At 40.3% G+C, this 16,030-nt stretch carries 13 protein-coding genes; 5 read left to right on the top strand and 8 right to left on the bottom strand.

What is annotated here, in order from left to right; genetic code table 11:
* Positions 1–70: 70 nt before the first annotated feature.
* From ACE1CA_RS00515 to ACE1CA_RS00495, 5 genes are all read left to right on the top strand, one after another.
* The gene (locus ACE1CA_RS00515) at positions 71–1,414 is read left to right on the top strand and encodes a MurT ligase domain-containing protein (protein WP_413276981.1); all 1,344 of its coding nucleotides are present in this window, start codon (positions 71–73) and stop codon (positions 1,412–1,414) included.
* A 20-nt stretch (positions 1,415–1,434) separates the two neighbouring features.
* Entirely contained in the window at positions 1,435–1,998 is a 564-nt protein-coding gene (locus ACE1CA_RS00510; RefSeq protein ID WP_413276980.1) for an SH3 domain-containing protein, read from the top strand.
* 46 nt (positions 1,999–2,044) lie between these two features.
* Positions 2,045–3,091 (top strand): retroviral-like aspartic protease family protein, encoded by a 1,047-nt coding sequence (locus ACE1CA_RS00505; protein WP_413276979.1) that lies wholly within the window; start codon positions 2,045–2,047, stop codon positions 3,089–3,091.
* Positions 3,088–3,894, top strand: a complete 807-nt coding sequence (locus ACE1CA_RS00500; RefSeq protein WP_413276978.1) for a type 1 glutamine amidotransferase — start codon at positions 3,088–3,090, stop codon at positions 3,892–3,894. The genes ACE1CA_RS00505 and ACE1CA_RS00500 overlap by 4 nt, the downstream gene beginning before the upstream one ends.
* Before the next feature lie 76 nt (positions 3,895–3,970).
* Positions 3,971–4,456, top strand: a complete 486-nt coding sequence (locus tag ACE1CA_RS00495; protein ID WP_413276977.1) for a DUF29 domain-containing protein — start codon at positions 3,971–3,973, stop codon at positions 4,454–4,456.
* A 59-nt stretch (positions 4,457–4,515) separates the two neighbouring features.
* On the opposite strand, the gene ACE1CA_RS00490 is transcribed toward ACE1CA_RS00495, so the two are convergent.
* The 8 genes from ACE1CA_RS00490 to ntrB all read right to left on the bottom strand — a co-directional run bounded on the left by ACE1CA_RS00490 (position 4,516) and on the right by ntrB (position 15,984).
* Positions 4,516–4,974 (bottom strand): nitrate reductase associated protein, encoded by a 459-nt coding sequence (locus ACE1CA_RS00490; RefSeq protein WP_413276976.1) that lies wholly within the window; start codon positions 4,972–4,974, stop codon positions 4,516–4,518.
* Positions 4,961–5,440, bottom strand: coding sequence for a phosphate-starvation-inducible PsiE family protein (locus tag ACE1CA_RS00485; protein WP_413276975.1), 480 nt, complete (start codon positions 5,438–5,440; stop codon positions 4,961–4,963). Before ACE1CA_RS00485 ends, ACE1CA_RS00490 begins: the two co-directional genes overlap by 14 nt.
* Before the next feature lie 14 nt (positions 5,441–5,454).
* Entirely contained in the window at positions 5,455–7,674 is a 2,220-nt protein-coding gene (locus ACE1CA_RS00480) for a molybdopterin oxidoreductase family protein (protein ID WP_413276974.1), read from the bottom strand.
* Positions 7,675–7,782: 108 nt separating this feature from the next.
* Positions 7,783–9,318, bottom strand: a complete 1,536-nt coding sequence (locus ACE1CA_RS00475) for an MFS transporter (RefSeq protein ID WP_413276973.1) — start codon at positions 9,316–9,318, stop codon at positions 7,783–7,785.
* Between the two features lie 96 nt (positions 9,319–9,414).
* On the bottom strand, positions 9,415–11,349 hold the full coding sequence (locus ACE1CA_RS00470; protein WP_486517602.1) for a ferredoxin--nitrite reductase: 1,935 nt from the start codon (positions 11,347–11,349) through the stop codon (positions 9,415–9,417).
* A 742-nt stretch (positions 11,350–12,091) separates the two neighbouring features.
* Positions 12,092–12,925: an ABC transporter ATP-binding protein gene (locus ACE1CA_RS00465; protein WP_413276972.1), complete on the bottom strand. Its 834-nt coding sequence runs from the start codon at positions 12,923–12,925 to the stop codon at positions 12,092–12,094.
* 78 nt (positions 12,926–13,003) lie between these two features.
* Positions 13,004–15,037, bottom strand: a complete 2,034-nt coding sequence (locus ACE1CA_RS00460) for a nitrate ABC transporter ATP-binding protein (protein ID WP_413276971.1) — start codon at positions 15,035–15,037, stop codon at positions 13,004–13,006.
* Positions 15,038–15,141: 104 nt separating this feature from the next.
* Positions 15,142–15,984: a nitrate ABC transporter permease gene (gene ntrB, locus ACE1CA_RS00455; RefSeq protein ID WP_413276970.1), complete on the bottom strand. Its 843-nt coding sequence runs from the start codon at positions 15,982–15,984 to the stop codon at positions 15,142–15,144.
* Positions 15,985–16,030 lie beyond the last annotated feature (46 nt).

Below are 16,030 nucleotides of genomic sequence, written 5' to 3'. Positions count from 1 at the left end.
TAGCAAATTTCAAAAGAAACGATATAATCCCAACTGAGTTTGTAGGTTTGTCGATCGCAGGGAAGGGTTAGTGAAAATTAATTTGGTGGATCAATGGCGACTGAGTGTGGCAGTTTCAGCTGCGAATACTATTACTTATATAATTCGATCGCTGAAACTAGGTGCAGCGAGTGTTTTACCGGGAGAAATTGCGAGTAAGATTCAACCGCAAATTTTATGTTTGCTGAGTCGTCAAGTGAAGTACGGCGCGATCGTGATTGCGGGTACGAATGGGAAAACTACAACTGCGCGGTTGCTGCGAAAGATGTTAGAAAATCAGGGTTGGCGAGTTGTACATAATGAAGCTGGCGCGAATTTAGAAAATGGTTTAGCGACGGCGTTAATTGAACGGACTAATTTGTTTGGTAAGTTAAAGGCAGATTATGCGATTTTAGAAGTTGATGAAAATGTAATTCCCAAGGTTTTACCGAAGATTCAACCGAAGTTTATTTTGTGTTTGAATTTGTTTCGGGATCAGTTGGATAGATATGGGGAAGTTGATACGATTAGTCAACGTTGGTCGAAGGCGATCGCAACTCTCCCCGCAGATACAGTAATAATTGCTAATGCTGACGATCCGACTTTATCTTATTTAGGGCAGAATTTGACGCAGAAAGTTTTATTTTTTGGTTTAAGCGAACCGCAATATTATTTAGATGAAATTCCCCATGCGGTAGACTCAATTTATTGTCCGAATTGCGGTGAATCTTTAAATTATCTAGGGGTTTACCTTTCCCATTTGGGAGATTTTGATTGTCCGAATTGCGGATTTAAAAAGAGCCAAGTTAATATTGATAGTAGCAAATGGCCGCAAATTCTCATCGGACTGTACAATAAATATAATACTTTGGCGGCTACTTTATTAGGGCAACAAATTGGCGTTGCAGAAAGTACGATTTTAGAGACTATCAAAAACTTTCAAGCTGCTTTTGGACGTGCGGAAGAGTTGGAAGTTTCGGGGAAGAAAGTGCGGATTTTGTTAGCTAAAAATCCGGTGGGGATGAATGAAACAATTCGCACGGTGAATGAGGTGAAAAAAGCTGGGGGTGCAGCTACTACTTTAATGGTTTTAAACGATCGCATTCCCGATGGTACTGATGTTTCTTGGATTTGGGATGTGGATACGGAAAAGTTAGTGGCATCGGGGGGAAATATTGTGGTTAGTGGCGATCGGGTTTATGATATGGCATTACGAATTAAGTATAGCCAAACTAATGGGAACAATGGCTGTAAATTGATCGTCAAGGAGGATTTGTCAGAGGCGATCGCTACTGCGTTAGAACACACGCCAGTTGGTGAAACTTTACATATTTTACCAACCTATTCGGCAATGTTAGAAGTGCGGGGATTGCTGACAGGTAAACAAATTCTGTGAAGAAGGCAGAAGGGTACAATATGAAAATTCCATTGTTAACTAATCTATTATTAGGTTTGGTCGTCGGTTGGCAAAATCCCAATCTGTTTTTAGTTTCCCAAACTGCACCAACATTATTACATAAACAGGTGACATCAAATCAAAAAGCTTGTCAAATTTACGCTTATGTAATCGACAAAGATCCCCAAGGTTTGAATGTGCGTGCTAATCCCAATACTAGCGGGGAAATTTTGGGAAAATTGCCGACAAATACAGATGGAGTATTGGTTGATGTAATTGCTTCTCAGGGAAATTGGGTAGCAATTAATAAAGCTGAAGATGCAAGTGGTAAAGTGATTTTTCAAGGCAAAGGTTGGGTTTATGCTGCTAAATTAGGAACTAGTACTCGCGGTTATGAAAAAAAGAAAGTTTCTGTTTATTCTAGGCCCGATGGTGGTAGAAAGGAAATAGGAACAATTCCTTCCAATACGGCAGTAACTTTGTTAGGATGTCAAGGAAAATGGGCGTTTGTTGGTTATCAAAGAGTGCAAGGTTGGTTAGCTGTTAACGATCAATGTGGTAATCCTTTGACTACTTGTTCTTAGTTTTTTGAACCGCTACAGACGCAGAGAGAAGAGAGAAAGAAGAAAAATGAGTAAATTAAATTTATCGTTAATTTCATCTGTGTTCATCTGTGTTCATCTGTGTTTCATCTGTGGTTTAATAGAAAATATTTCTGTCTCAGCAATTGATTTTAGTCTTAGAACAAGTATTGCATTTTCCAAGATATCGCAACTAAAAGCGATCGTTCGTTTACAAAACATGGAGTTACCACCGCCAAAAGTTTCCGGCGAAGCGACTTTACCAATGCGTTTAGTTGAAGGCGGACAAGTTTGGACAATTGATTTAAAATTAGGGGGAAAATCTGGGAGGTATTTGGTAGATACAGGTGCAGCAACTTCAATGATTGCAACTCAATTAACTAGGGAATTAAATTTAAAGGGAACTGCAATTCCCGGAGAAAGAGTGCAATTTGCTGTGGCGGGTAATGACTGTTTAAATATGGATGCTACTTTGCATCGTTTACCAACTATAAATGCTCAAACTGCCCAAATTAACGATCTAATGGTTTTAGAATTGTCAAAGGCGGTAATTCCTGATGAATTAACAGGCGTTTTGGGAATGGATTTTTTTAGTCAATTCGATTTAGTAATAAATCCGCAAAAACAGCAATTACAACTTTTGTCGCCTTCCCAGTTACCTATTGCAGATAAAAATCGGGCTATTACCCTGCAAGGTAAGCTGGGAGTTATGTTAGCAGAAGTAGAAATTAATGGGCAAGGGCCATTTACTTTTTTAATTGATACTGGCGCAGAAAGTATTTTTATTTCTCAGGAAGTTGCGGGTAAATTGGCGATCGCTTCTAGTAAAATGCAAGATATCAGCGTGCAGGGTTTTTGCGGTTTAGAACCTGCGAAATCTCTCACACTTGACCTAGTTAAAATGCAAAATTACCAAATAAACAATTTAGAAGCAGTAGTTTTAAATACTTCCGTTCTCAAAGTGCTTGCAGTTGACGGAATTTTAGGGCAGAATTTCTTAAACCAGTTTGTCCAACACTGGCGATTTGAACAATCAGTAAACGGCAAATTTCCCCAAAGAGGTAGTTTAGTTTTAACCCCATTAAAACCACAATGAACAATCAAGAAATGGAATTAAAAATTGGTTGGCTTTATCCAACATTAATGAGTACTTATGGCGATCGCGGAAACGTCATCTGCATTCAACAACGTGCTCAATGGCATGGATTTAATGTACAAGTAATCCCCCTAGATTTGCAAGCATCTGTAACAGAAATTCATCAAGTTGATTTGTTAGTTGGTGGCGGCGCACAAGACAGACAACAAGAAATAGTCATGCGCGATTTAAAAGGTGTCAAAGCAACAGTATTGCGCGAAAAGATAGAAGCAGGAACACCCGGAGTTTTTACCTGTGGCGCACCACAATTATTAGGTCATTATTACGAACCTGCATTAGGTCAAAGAATTGAAGGTTTAGGATTATTTGACTTTGTAAGTAAGCATCCGGGAATCGAAGCAAAACGCTGTATTGGTAACGTAGTTTTTGAAATTACTGCATCGAAATTAGCTGAAGAATTAACGGGAATGTTAGGTAAACCGCCTGTAATTATTGGTTTTGAAAATCATGGTGGAAGGACTTATTTAGGCAAGGTTGAACCATTAGGAAAAGTAATCAGCGGTTACGGGAATAATGGCGAAGATGGTATGGAAGGCGCATTTTATCATAATGCGATCGCTACTTATTCTCATGGCCCAGTTTTACCGAAAAATCCCTTTTTAGCTGATTGGTTAATTAAGACAGCGTTACAACAAAAATATCAGAAAAATGTTGAATTAAAGTTATTAGATGATGGATTAGCAATGCAGGCGCGAGAAGCAATGTTTAAAAAATTGGGAGTTACCGAATTAGCCGCTTATTAACCAGGTTCGTTGTAAGCACTTCAGTGCTATTCTGGAGGAAAGAAACGACTGAAGTCGCTACAACAAACCTAATTATATGAACCCACCGCAATTAAGTATCTCTAAATCTTCGGATTTATATGAAACAGATTTCTATGCTTGGACTGTTGAACAAGCTAAGTTTTTGCGAGATGGTGTGCTGGATAATTTAGACCTTCCGAATTTAGCTGAGGAAATAGAATCTTTGGGGAAACAAGACCGCCGGGAATTGAGGAACCGTTTAAGAGTTTTAATCGGACATTTGCTAAAGTGGGAGTATCAACCAAGTAAGCGTTCTAAAAGTTGCTCAAATACTATTTACGAACAACGTTATCAAATTAAACAACTTATAAAAGAGAGTCCTAGCTTAAAACCTTACTTGCACGATGCTGTACTCGAAAGTTATAGCGATGCGCTGGATTTAGCTAGTCGCGAAACTTCCTTAGATGAAGGTTTTTTTCCTCAAGAATGCTGTTACAATTTAGAGCAGATACTAGAAAAAGAATTTTTCCCTGGAGAACAAACAGAATCAGAATTAAAGTAACCTGTTTAATTTATATAAAAAATCCCAGTCCCCAATCCCTAGTCCCCAGTCCCCAGTCCCTAAATCAATTTAAACTCTTTCATTGCTGGCAAAAAGTTGTGATTTTCATGACTGGGACGGCTAAGTTTAATTAAAGCAAAACGCTGTACAGGTGATAAACTTTCCCATTGTTCGATCGCAATATCTACCCCTACTTCCTTAGCTTTTTCTAACACCTCAGAAGGAATGTTTTTATTATCCATCCAAGCAGGATTTTCTTCAATTGGTAATTCGGAAGCGGGTGCTCCAGTTTGTTTAGTTACTAATTGCTGGAGAAATTCTTGATAGGTTTTAATTTCACTCGCAGTTGTGCAAGGTAAATCTACCAATGCTTCTCTTTCTGCTAAATTAAAATGATTCCAATGAGATAATTTTAACTTGATTCCGCAAGTATCCAATTTATACCTCACTACCATTGGAATACAACGCAAAGTATTAACAAAATCTGCCTCGAATTGAAAGAATTTAGTGGTGGTCATGGTGAGAACTTTTATTTGTAAAGCGAACGATTAAATAACTAATTGATAAAGCTAAAATGGCGATCGCCAAACCAATCAATTCTAATCCATCAACTTTTTCTAAATCCAAAATAATAATTTTTCTAGCTACCGCTACTAAAGAAGTGATAATAACTAATTCAACCTGAACGGCGTGATTTTTCAGGTATGCTGTAATATTATCTAACAATTCTAAAGCGATTAAAATATTCAGAAAAAACCCAAATATCTTAATAACAGTGGTCGTAAAAAAACCTACTGGTTGTTGAAAAAATAAGTCTTGCCATAAATAAACAATTAAGTCTACAACTGAAACTAAAATCACTGCTATCATTGCCAAGGAGAGGACTTTGGAGACTAGGCTTTCTATAACTTTAATAAAACCTAGAAACTCCCGATCGTCACTTATTCGTTTCGCTTGTTTAGATAAATCTCTGAAAAATCCCATTGTTTACGTCTGCTTCACACAGAAGGTAACGGTGAAAGCATACTAGATTTCGGGGAGATCAGTAAAGTATCGCCAGAAATATTATCTGCTGTAACCTTCGCTAATTGTACGGCACAGGCTTTTAATTCTGGTTCAAAGGAAATCGGACAAGCTTCAGGATGGGTTAAAACGTTGGCTTCTGCGTCTTTTGCCCAAAGTGCGCCCCAGTGCATCGGGACGAAGACTGTTCCGGGGGAAATTGCTTGGGTGACTTTAGCAGGAAAACGGGCGACTCCGCGCCGACTGAGCACTTCGACTAATTCTTCATCTTGAATCCCCAATTTTGCAGCATCGCGAGGATGAATTTCGATGAAGGGATTAGGGTGCATTTGGGTAATTTTATCAATTCTTCCCGTGCGGGTTTGGGTGTGCCAATGTCCGTAAAGTCTTCCTACTGTTAAAACGAAGGGAAAATCTGGGTCTGGTGGTTCGGCTAATCCGCGAGAGTGGTATGCGGCAAAGCGGGCAAGTCCGTCGGGGGTGTGGAAACGGTTGTCGGTGTAAAGTCTTGCGGGTGCGCCTTCTAATAAATTACCATCAGCGGGACAGGGCCATTGTTGAGCGCCTTGGGTGGATAATTTGGCGTGACTTAACCCTGTCATGTCGCAAGGTCGCCCTTTGGTTAATTGGGCAAATTCAGCGAAAACTTCTGCTGAGTTAGCAAATTTAAATTGTTCGGTAAAACCTAAAAGTCTGCCAACTTCTGCGAAGATTTCCCAGTCGGCTTTTGTTTCTCCTGGACGATCGCGAAACGCCGAACAAAGTGTAACTCGCCGTTCCGAATTTGTCATCGTTCCTGTTTTTTCACTCCACTGGGCAGCGGGTAATAAAACATGGGCATAAGCTGTAGTTTCTGTTGGATAATAAGCATCTTGATAGACGGTGAAGGGCGATCGTAACAAAGCCTTTTTCACCCTTTCCAAATCTGGCATACTCACCGCTGGATTTGTTGCCGCAATCCATAAAAATCCCACTTCACCAGTCTCTAAACCCTCGATCATTCCCCAAGCAGTCCGACCGGGTTTAGCCGCAATTCTTCCGGGCGGAAGTCCCCAAAATTCTTCTACTTCGGCACGATGTTGAGGATTTTTTACCAGGCGATAACCGGGTAAAATGTGACATAAACCGCCAGCTTCTCTACCTCCCATCGCATTAGGTTGACCAGTCAAAGAAAAAGGCCCTGATCCTGGTTTTCCGATTTGTCCAGTCATCAAATGTAAGTTATTAATCGTTTGAACTTTAGCTGTCCCTTCCGAAGATTGATTAACACCCATTGACCACATCGACAACACACTTTTTGACTGTCCCCAGTAACGAGCAGCAGTTTCTAAATCTTCCTGTTTAATCCCGCATTTTTTCGCAACATATTCGGGAGGATAATGGCTAATTACTTCAGCATAAGCGGGAAAATTTGCCGTACATTCATCGATAAATTGGTGGTCGATATAACCCCAACGTAACAATAAATAGGCAATTCCATTCATTAAATCGATATCAGTTCCCGGTTTAATTGCTAAGTGCAAATCTGCGGCTTCTGCGGTAGTTGTGCGACGGGGATCGACGACAATCATTTTCACTTTTCCGCTATTTTTTTTGTGATATTTCCGCAATCTGTTAAATATAATTGGATGACATTCGGCGGTATTTGTGCCAATTAAAAACGCGCAATCAGTTAATTCTAAATCATCATAACAACAGGGCGGGCCATCTGCACCAAAACTTTGAATATATCCCGATACTGCTGAGGACATACAAAGGCGAGAATTGGCATCAAAATTGTTAGTACCGAGACAGCCTTTCATGAGTTTTTGGGCAACATAATAATCTTCAGTTTGGAATTGCCCAGAACCGTACATACAGATAGAATCTGCGCCTTGAGTGTAGCGAACTGTTTGAATTTTGTTAACTATGGCATTGAGTGCTTCATCCCAAGTTACACGGCGAAAAGGTCGATCTAAAGTTTCTCGCATCATCGGATAAAGTAGGCGGTCTTTGTTTAAAGATTCGGCAATTGTTGCACCTTTTACACATACCATGCCTTGACTTGAAGGGTGATTGCGATCGCCTTGTACTTTCCAAATTGGAGATCCTTGACTGTCTCTATTTACAGGTTTTCCTGGTTGCGCTGGTGGAGAAACTTCTAAACCACAACCTACACCGCAATATGGACAAAGTGTTTTTGTTGAGTCAGTCATAAATCTATTTAAACCTTGTTGCTAACATTTCTTAGGGATTAGGGATTGGGGAAATAATTATTTTAAATTTCCCCTTTGTTTACTTCGATCGCCAATCCCAAATCACTTTTATTCCCTTGGTTCTTGTTCGTAAGCTAATCTGGAAGAAAGACTAGGTTTTTGCGTTTCTGTTTCTGCTGTTTCGCCTTCATGATGTGCAGAGAAGGAACCTTTGGGTTCTTTGAGGAAAAACCAACAAAGGAAGGTAACAATTAAAGCGCAAATTCCCAATGTTTGGAAGAAAATTGTGTTTCCTATTTGTCCTTCAGGTAGCAAGCTGAAGAGAGTTAAATAAGCGACTGCGCCGACGTTTCCATAAGCACCAACGTTTCCGGCAATTTGTCCTGTAACTCGGCGTTTTACTAAGGGAACAATAGCAAATGTCGAACCTTCTCCAGCTTGCACAAAGAATGAACAAAGCATTACTAACAAAATGGCAAATGGCAACCACCAACTACTAGTAACTCCGCCAAATAATAGATAACCAATTCCCATGCAGCCTGTGATTACAGTCATGGTTATTCTGCGGCTACCAAGGGTATCGGAAATTAAGCCACCACCGGGACGTGCTACTAAGTTCATGAAAGCATAAGAAGAGGCGATCGCACCAGCCAATATTTTATCTAAAGTAAAGGTATTTTCAAAGAATGTTGGTAGCATTGAAACTACTGCTAATTCAGAACCGAAGTTAACAAAATAAGTCAGTTCTAACAATGCTACTTGAGAAAATTCGTAACGATCTTCTGCGGGATAGCGTTTTTTACCTGTCACTAATTCTTTGTTCACTTCCCAGCATTTATAGGCTTGGAAAGCGCACAAACAAAATAGTAAAAACCAAGCAATATAAAGTTGGGTTTGGTTGAAGAAACCGACTATATTTAAGCGCCAAGCTAGAACAGCGAGAATCCCAGAAAGAGGAATATTCATTACCATCAAAAACCAGAAATCTTTTTTGGTGGTAACTTCAATGCCGCCGTGTTTTTTGGGACGTTGATAAACTTTTCCAGTGGGAGTATCTTGAACGTTGAAGTAGTAAAATGCGCCGTAAACAGCAGCGATGATTCCGGTTAGTGCGATCGCAAATCGCCAATTAATTTGACCTGCTGCCATTACGGAAGCAACTGTGGCAATTGTCGGCAAAGTAAACGCCGCTGCTGCTGAACCAAAGTTTCCCCAACCGCCATAAATTCCTTCAGCTAAACCAATTTCTTTCGGCGGAAACCATTCAGCTACCATGCGAATTCCAATTACAAAACCCGCACCGACAATACTTAGTAATAAACGGCTAATTACTAAACTATTAAAGTCTTGAGCGAAGGCAAACATTAAACAAGGAATCGCTGCATAAATTAACAGCAAAGAGTAAGTAATTCTCGGCCCATATTTATCTAATACCATACCGATAATAATTCGGGCTGGCACTGTGAGAGCTACGTTACAAATAGCTAAAGTTTTGATTTGTCCTACATTTAAACCCAAAGATTCTTTAACTGCTGTGGAAAATGGAGCGAAGTTAAACCACACCACAAAGGAAAGAAAGAAGGCAAACCAAGTCAAGTGCAAAATTCGGTATCTTCCGCGAAATGACCACAATTCATTTAACATTTAAACCTTCCTAAAACAAGAACGCAATGTTTAGTGATTTTCGATTTCATTGAAAGTGAATAAATCGAAAATCTAAATATGAAAAGCTAGAATTGCTTAAGCATCGATCGCTACCCTCCCAACGGGGTGAGAAATGCAGGTTAAGATAAAACCTTGCTCTTTTTCGCTATCACTTAAAGCATTAGGTTCGCTTTGGTATTCGACTTCACCTAGCCGCAGTTTTTGTTTGCAAGTGCCACAATTTCCCGATCGACAATTGCTAGGAATTTCAATACCTTCCGCTTCAGCTACTTCTAAGATAGATTGTTCGCTACTAGCATTAACTTCCTTACCTGATTTAGCGAAAGAAATCACCGTTGGTTGAACAGGTTCAGATCTTTTTACCTTTGGTACTTTAACACCTTGAGCATCAGTTTCTTCATCAAAGGTGATGGTAACTTTCTGTTCTTTGACTTCAATTTCGGCAGAACGATCGGTTGTTGTTGGTATGCCTTCTTTGGGTATAGCCGCAAATTTTTCGATCAGAATTTCTCGCAACAGTGGTTTCAAATCTGCACAAGGAATGCCTTTTCTTACACAAGTTCCTAAATGGGCATCTTTACCAACTTTTCCGCCCATATAAAGGTCAACACCTTCGACAGTTTTCCCATCTTTTCTAACTTTCGTTCCCATCAAACCAATGTCAGCAACTTGGGGTTGTCCGCAAGAATTTGGGCAACCAGTCCAATGAATTCTCACTGGTTTAGTTATTGTTAATTCAGCATCCAATTCCTTAATCATTGCTAAGGCGCGATTTTTAGTTTCAATCAAGGCAAAACCGCAGAATTGTGCTCCGGTACAAGAAACTAATGCCCGATTTAAAGGTGTAGGATCGATGCTAAATTTTTGCAGAATTGGTTCGGCTAAAAATCCCTGCAATTTGTCATCTGGAATATTGGGAATAAGCAGATTTTCTTCAACTGTGAGGCGAATTTCTCCATTGCCATAAACATCTGCGATTCTGGCAATTTCAAACATATCAGGGGCAAACAAACGCCCGATGGGAATATGTAAACCAACGAAGTTTAATCCTGGTTGTTTTTGTTTGTAAACGCCAATGTGATCGCGTTTTTCCCACTCAATTTCGTCTTTAGGTGCTGCTTCTGCGAGGGGTTTTCCCAGTCGGTTTACTACTTCAGTGCGAAATTGCCCTAAACCGATTTCATCAATTAACCACATTAATCGGGCTTTTTGCCGATTGGCGCGTAAACCTTTGTCGCGAAAAACTTCTAAAATTGCTCTGCATAATGCGACAACATCAGAAGGAGGAACCCAAGCATTTAAGGGAATCGCAGCATCGCAACGTTTGGCAGAAAAGAAACCACCAACTAATATATTGAAGCCAAAAGTTCCGTTTAAAAATGCGGGAATGAAGGCAATGTCGTTGATTTCGGCGTGAATGGAATTGTCTCTACATCCGGCGATCGCAATATTAAACTTCCGAGGCAAATTCGTAAACTCAGAATTACCTTCACCATGATTAGTAATCATGTCTTGCACTTGGAAGCAAAGTTCTCTGGTGTCGAACAATTCATCACCATCAATCCCTGCAACAGGCGATCCAGTAATGTTACGAACGTTATCCATTCCTGACTGCACGCTAGTTAAACCAACGGCTTTCATTTTGCGGAAAATATCTGGTACATCTTCAATCCGAATTCCCCGTAATTGCAGATTTTGTCTGGTAGTAATATCAGCATTTCCATCGCTACCATAACGTTGGACAATTTCGCCTAAAACCCGCATTTGATCGCTGTTAATAATCCCGTTTGGTAAGCGCAAACGCATCATGAATTTGCCGGGAGTAACAGGACGGAAGAAGATTCCCAGCCATTTTAAGCGATGTTCGCGATCGGTTTCATCGATCGCTTCCCAACCAATTCGGGCAAATTCTTCTAATTGTTCCTTGACTGCTAAACCGTCTTTTTCTGCTTTGAATTTTTCAAACTTATTCTGAGTATTTGTTGTTGGTGGCGTGACAGTACTTGTCATCAGTTATTCCTCCATTTAATTCCTTTATTTATCTGCAAATCTGTTAATTAAAACCGTGATTATTAACACACTATTTTCGTTTTATGCTATTCGGTTAATCAGGCTTATTTTGTAGATTTTGTTACAATTTTCTAGCTTCTGTTTAGTAAATCTATCTTTAGACAGAACGTTTCTTTTGGTGACAAGATATTTCATAAATAAAGGATAAAAAAACTGTTGAGTTAGAGAAAGATTTATTTAATTTTGTAAAACTTCTCCTTCTGTTTAAAACCCGCTATATTTCATCGATTTCTGTGATTTCCTAGCCTTATGTTCTTAAGTTTAGGGAATGAACAGAGGTAAACGGTATCTTTAGTAACAAAAAAGCTATCTTAATGAATATGTTGCATGAATAAAATGCTGTTTCTACATGATTTGGGGATAGGGGATTGGGGACTGGGGACTGGGTGAGTTTTCAGTTAACTGAGATCTTGCACTCAAAGGAGGTGGAACCTCCCAAATCCTCGTTCCCAGGTTGAACCTGGGAACGAGTAAACGAGTAATGGAGGCTCTGCCTCTTGGTGCAAGATCTCAGTTAAGGAGAAAGTTAGACCAGGATTGACCAGATTTACAGATTGACCAGATTTGTTGATTAATCTTGAACATCATGTAAATCCATAAATCCCGATCGTGTTTTGGGTTAATGAACTTCCCCTAGTCCCCAATCCCCAATCCCCAATCCCCAATCCCCAATCCCCAGTCCCTACTCAACGTGGGCAAAACGCCGGAAGAGGAAGTCGAGGGCGTAGTTCCGCAATTCGTAATATTGGGGGTCTTCCATGATTTGGGCGCGATCGCGTGGGCGAGGAAAAGGAATATCCATCACTTCGCCAATGTTGGCAGCAGGGCCATTTGTCATCATGACTAGGCGATCGGCAAGGAACAACGCCTCATCAATATCATGGGTAATCATCAATACGGTAGTGCGATGATCTCGCCAAATACTCAATAATTCTTCTTGCAATTCTTCCTTAGTAATTGCATCCAAAGCGCCGAAAGGTTCGTCTAAAATTAGGATTTCAGGGCGGATAGCTAAAGCGCGGGCGATCGCAACTCTTTGCTTCATTCCACCTGATAGTTGATTCGGGCGTTTGTGGGCAGCTTCGGTTAATCCCACCATCGCCAAATGTTCCTCAACAATTTCATGTTTCTCCGCTTTAGATTTGTTCGGAAAAGCGGTTTTTACTGCCAAATAAACATTTTCGTAAGCTGTTTTCCAAGGCAAAAGGGCGTAATTTTGGAAAACCATCATGCGATCGGGCCCTGGTTTTGTAATTAAATTTCCCCGCAGTCTAACTTCGCCTTCAGTTGGTTTGTTAAAACCAGAAACCATGTTTAATAAAGTTGATTTGCCGCAACCGGAGTGACCGATAACGCAGACAAATTCTCCTTCATAAACGGTGAAGTTAACATTTTCTAAAACCGGATACAACCCATTAGGAGTAGGGTAACTTTTGGAAACTCCATCAATCACCAAAAAAGGTTCGCGAGTGATTGTTTCTTGAATTTGAATGCTACTGTTGTTGACTGTTTGCATGGTTGTTATTTGTCATTTGTTATTTGTCATTTGTCATTTGCTATTTGTCATAATTATTAACTAATAACCAATGACGATTTAAGCTGCTTCGGATCGAGAATCATCAAGAATAATTTCTTGAACTCGGATTTCTCGGTGAATTGTCAGGCGTTGTAAATAACCGATCGGATCGTCAGGATTAAACACCATGCGATCGAACAATTCAAAACTTTGGCGATCGGGTTCAATATCCGGTAATCCTAATTGACGCGCCGCTTCACCAAATAAGTCAACTCGACGCACTCTTTCTAAAATTTCAATCCAATTTTTCGGGAAAGGAGTGATACCCCAACGGGCTAATTGAGTGAGAATCCATAGCCCTTCAACTCTTCCCGGACAGTTGGTATTATCGAAGTGAAATTGATTAAACCTGGGTAAAAGTTGCGCTGGTTCATCTGTGCCTTTATTGTAAGCGGTTAAGAAACCGGGGCGGGTATATTCTAATGCAGAACCAACATATTGAGGGCGACAAATTAAGCCTAAAATTTCTTCGCGGTTGCGGCGATCGTCACAATATTCACAAGCTTCTAACAAAGCTTTAACTAAAGCAATGTGAGTCTGAGGATTTTGATTTACCCAGTCTTCACGCATTCCTAAAACTTTCTCTGGATGTCCTGCCCAAATATCTAAATCAGTGGCAATTACATAACCCACTTTTTCGTGAACTGCGCGAGAATTCCAAGGTTCGCCCACACAATAACCGTCAATATTTCCCGCTTTCAAATTAGCAACCATTTGTGGTGGAGTAATGACAGTTAAAGTCATGTCTAAGTCAGGATCGATGCCACCGGAAGCTAACCAATAACGCAGAATTAAGTTGTGCATAGAAGCATTATGCACCATACCCATAACATGACTTTTTTGGGGAGTTTCTGCGATCGCTTCTTTTAAATGTGCTAAAGTTCTTACTCCTTGGTCATAAAAACTTTTCTTCAATGTAATAGCATTACCATTGCGACTGAGAACTAAAGCAGTAACAATTGGTACTCCTGTTTCGCCGCTTCCTAAAGTCATTGCTAAAGGCATTCCGGCAACCATTTGGGCTGCATCTAAACGGCGAGTAGCAACGCCTTGGGCGATCGCTTTCCAACTAGGTTCTCTGACTAATTTTACTTCTTCAAATCCATGTTTTTTGAAGAAACCTTTTTCTTGGGCAACTACTAACGGCGCACAATCTGTTAAGGGAATAAAGCCAATTTCTAAGGTGGTTTTTTCTAAACCATTACTAGAAATAAATGCTTTACCGGAAGCAGGTAATGCTGCTTTTTCTGGCTGTTTGGCTTTACGTCTTTTATCCCGTTTCTGTTGATTTAAGAAGTAAATCATTTCGTTTCGCATCGAGTAGTAATTGGGATGATTTACGACTTCTAACCGATGGCGAGGACGGGGAATTGGTACTTCTAAAATTTGCCCAATGTGGGATTCTGGCCCATTAGTTAACATCACAATGCGATCGGACAACAACAAAGCTTCATCCACATCATGAGTTACCATTACACAGGTAACGTGGCTTTCTTCACAAATCTGCATTAACTGTTCTTGCAAGCCACCCCTAGTTAAAGCATCTAAAGCGCCAAAGGGTTCATCTAATAATAGTAATTTCGGGCGAATTGCGAGGGCACGGGCGATCGCAACTCGTTGTTTCATCCCTCCAGATAATTCACCGGGACGTTTATCTGCGGCATTTCTTAAACTTACTAAATCAATGTGATGTTGAACAATTTCTTTCCGTTCAACCGCACTTTTATCTTTTAAAACTTTGTTCACTGCCAGGGCGATATTTTGCCGCACAGTTAGCCAAGGTAGCAAGGAATAATTTTGAAATACTACCATGCGATCGGGCCCTGGTTTTGTAACTTCTCGCCCTTCTAAAATGATGCCGCCTTTCGTAGGACGATCTAACCCGGCAATCATATTTAATAGGGTAGATTTACCACAACCAGAATGTCCAATTAAAGAAATAAATTCGCCCTGTTTAATTTTTAATTCGATGTTTTTTAAGGCGATATAGCTACCACCATTGGATAGGGGAAAAATCCGATCGACGTGATCTACTTCAACAAATACTGACATAGTGATTGGGGATTGGGTATTGGGGACTAGGGACTGGGGACTGGGGGACAAGGGGACAAGAAGACAAGGGGAATTTTACTTTCTCCCTTCTGCCTTCTGCCTTCTTATTTCTGTTCTGCTGGAACTACAATTGACGCGATGTAGGCAACGAATCTATCTAGTAACAAGCCGACGATGCCTACATAAATTAAGGCTAAAATCAGTTGGCTAATTTGCGAATTGTTGTAAGCATCCCAGATGAAAAAGCCAATTCCTACGCCACCGACTAACATTTCTGCGGCAACGATCGCTAACCAAGATAAACCAATGCCAATTCTTAAACCTGTGAAAATGTAAGGAACTGTTGCCGGAAACAGTACGTTTAAAAAGTAGTCGAAACCCGATAGTTGTAAAACTCTGGCGACGTTTCTGTAATCTTGGGGTAATTGTTGAACGCCAACCATTGTGTTAAGAATAATCGGCCAAATTGAAGTAATAAAAATCACGAAAATCGCGGAAGGTTCGTTTTGGTTAATTGCAGCTAACGCGATCGGCAACCAAGCTAGAGGCGGAATGGTACGCAAAACTTGAAAAATCGGGTCTACAGCTTCGTAGAGGAATTTATTTGCGCCAACGACAATCCCGACAAAAACGCCAACAATAGCAGATAAAGAAAAGCCGATCGCTACCCGTTGTAAGCTGGCAATTATTTGTAATCCTAACCCTTTGTCGGTACCGCCATTATCAAAAAAAGGATTAATAATGTAAGGATTAAATGTCTCATTGAAAACTTGAATTGGCCCTGGTAATCCTTTGGAACCGAGAGGACAAAGGAGTTGCCAAATTACTAGAAAAACGATAATTGCAACCAGTGGACGAATAATTTTATTTGAATTCTTGCGCCAAAATTTAGTAAAGCTATTTTGGGAGGGGCGGCGATAAATTGTACCGTTAGTTCTGGATGTCATGCTGTTTCCTGTGATTGGGTAGTTGGTAGTTGGTAGTTGGTAGTTG

Source organism: Floridaenema evergladense BLCC-F167 (assembly GCF_041929205.2).
Lineage (GTDB): Bacteria > Cyanobacteriota > Cyanobacteriia > Cyanobacteriales > Aerosakkonemataceae > Floridanema > Floridanema evergladense.
The sequence above is the reverse complement of the archived record's forward strand: the minus strand, read 5'-3'. Positions and strand labels throughout refer to the sequence as shown.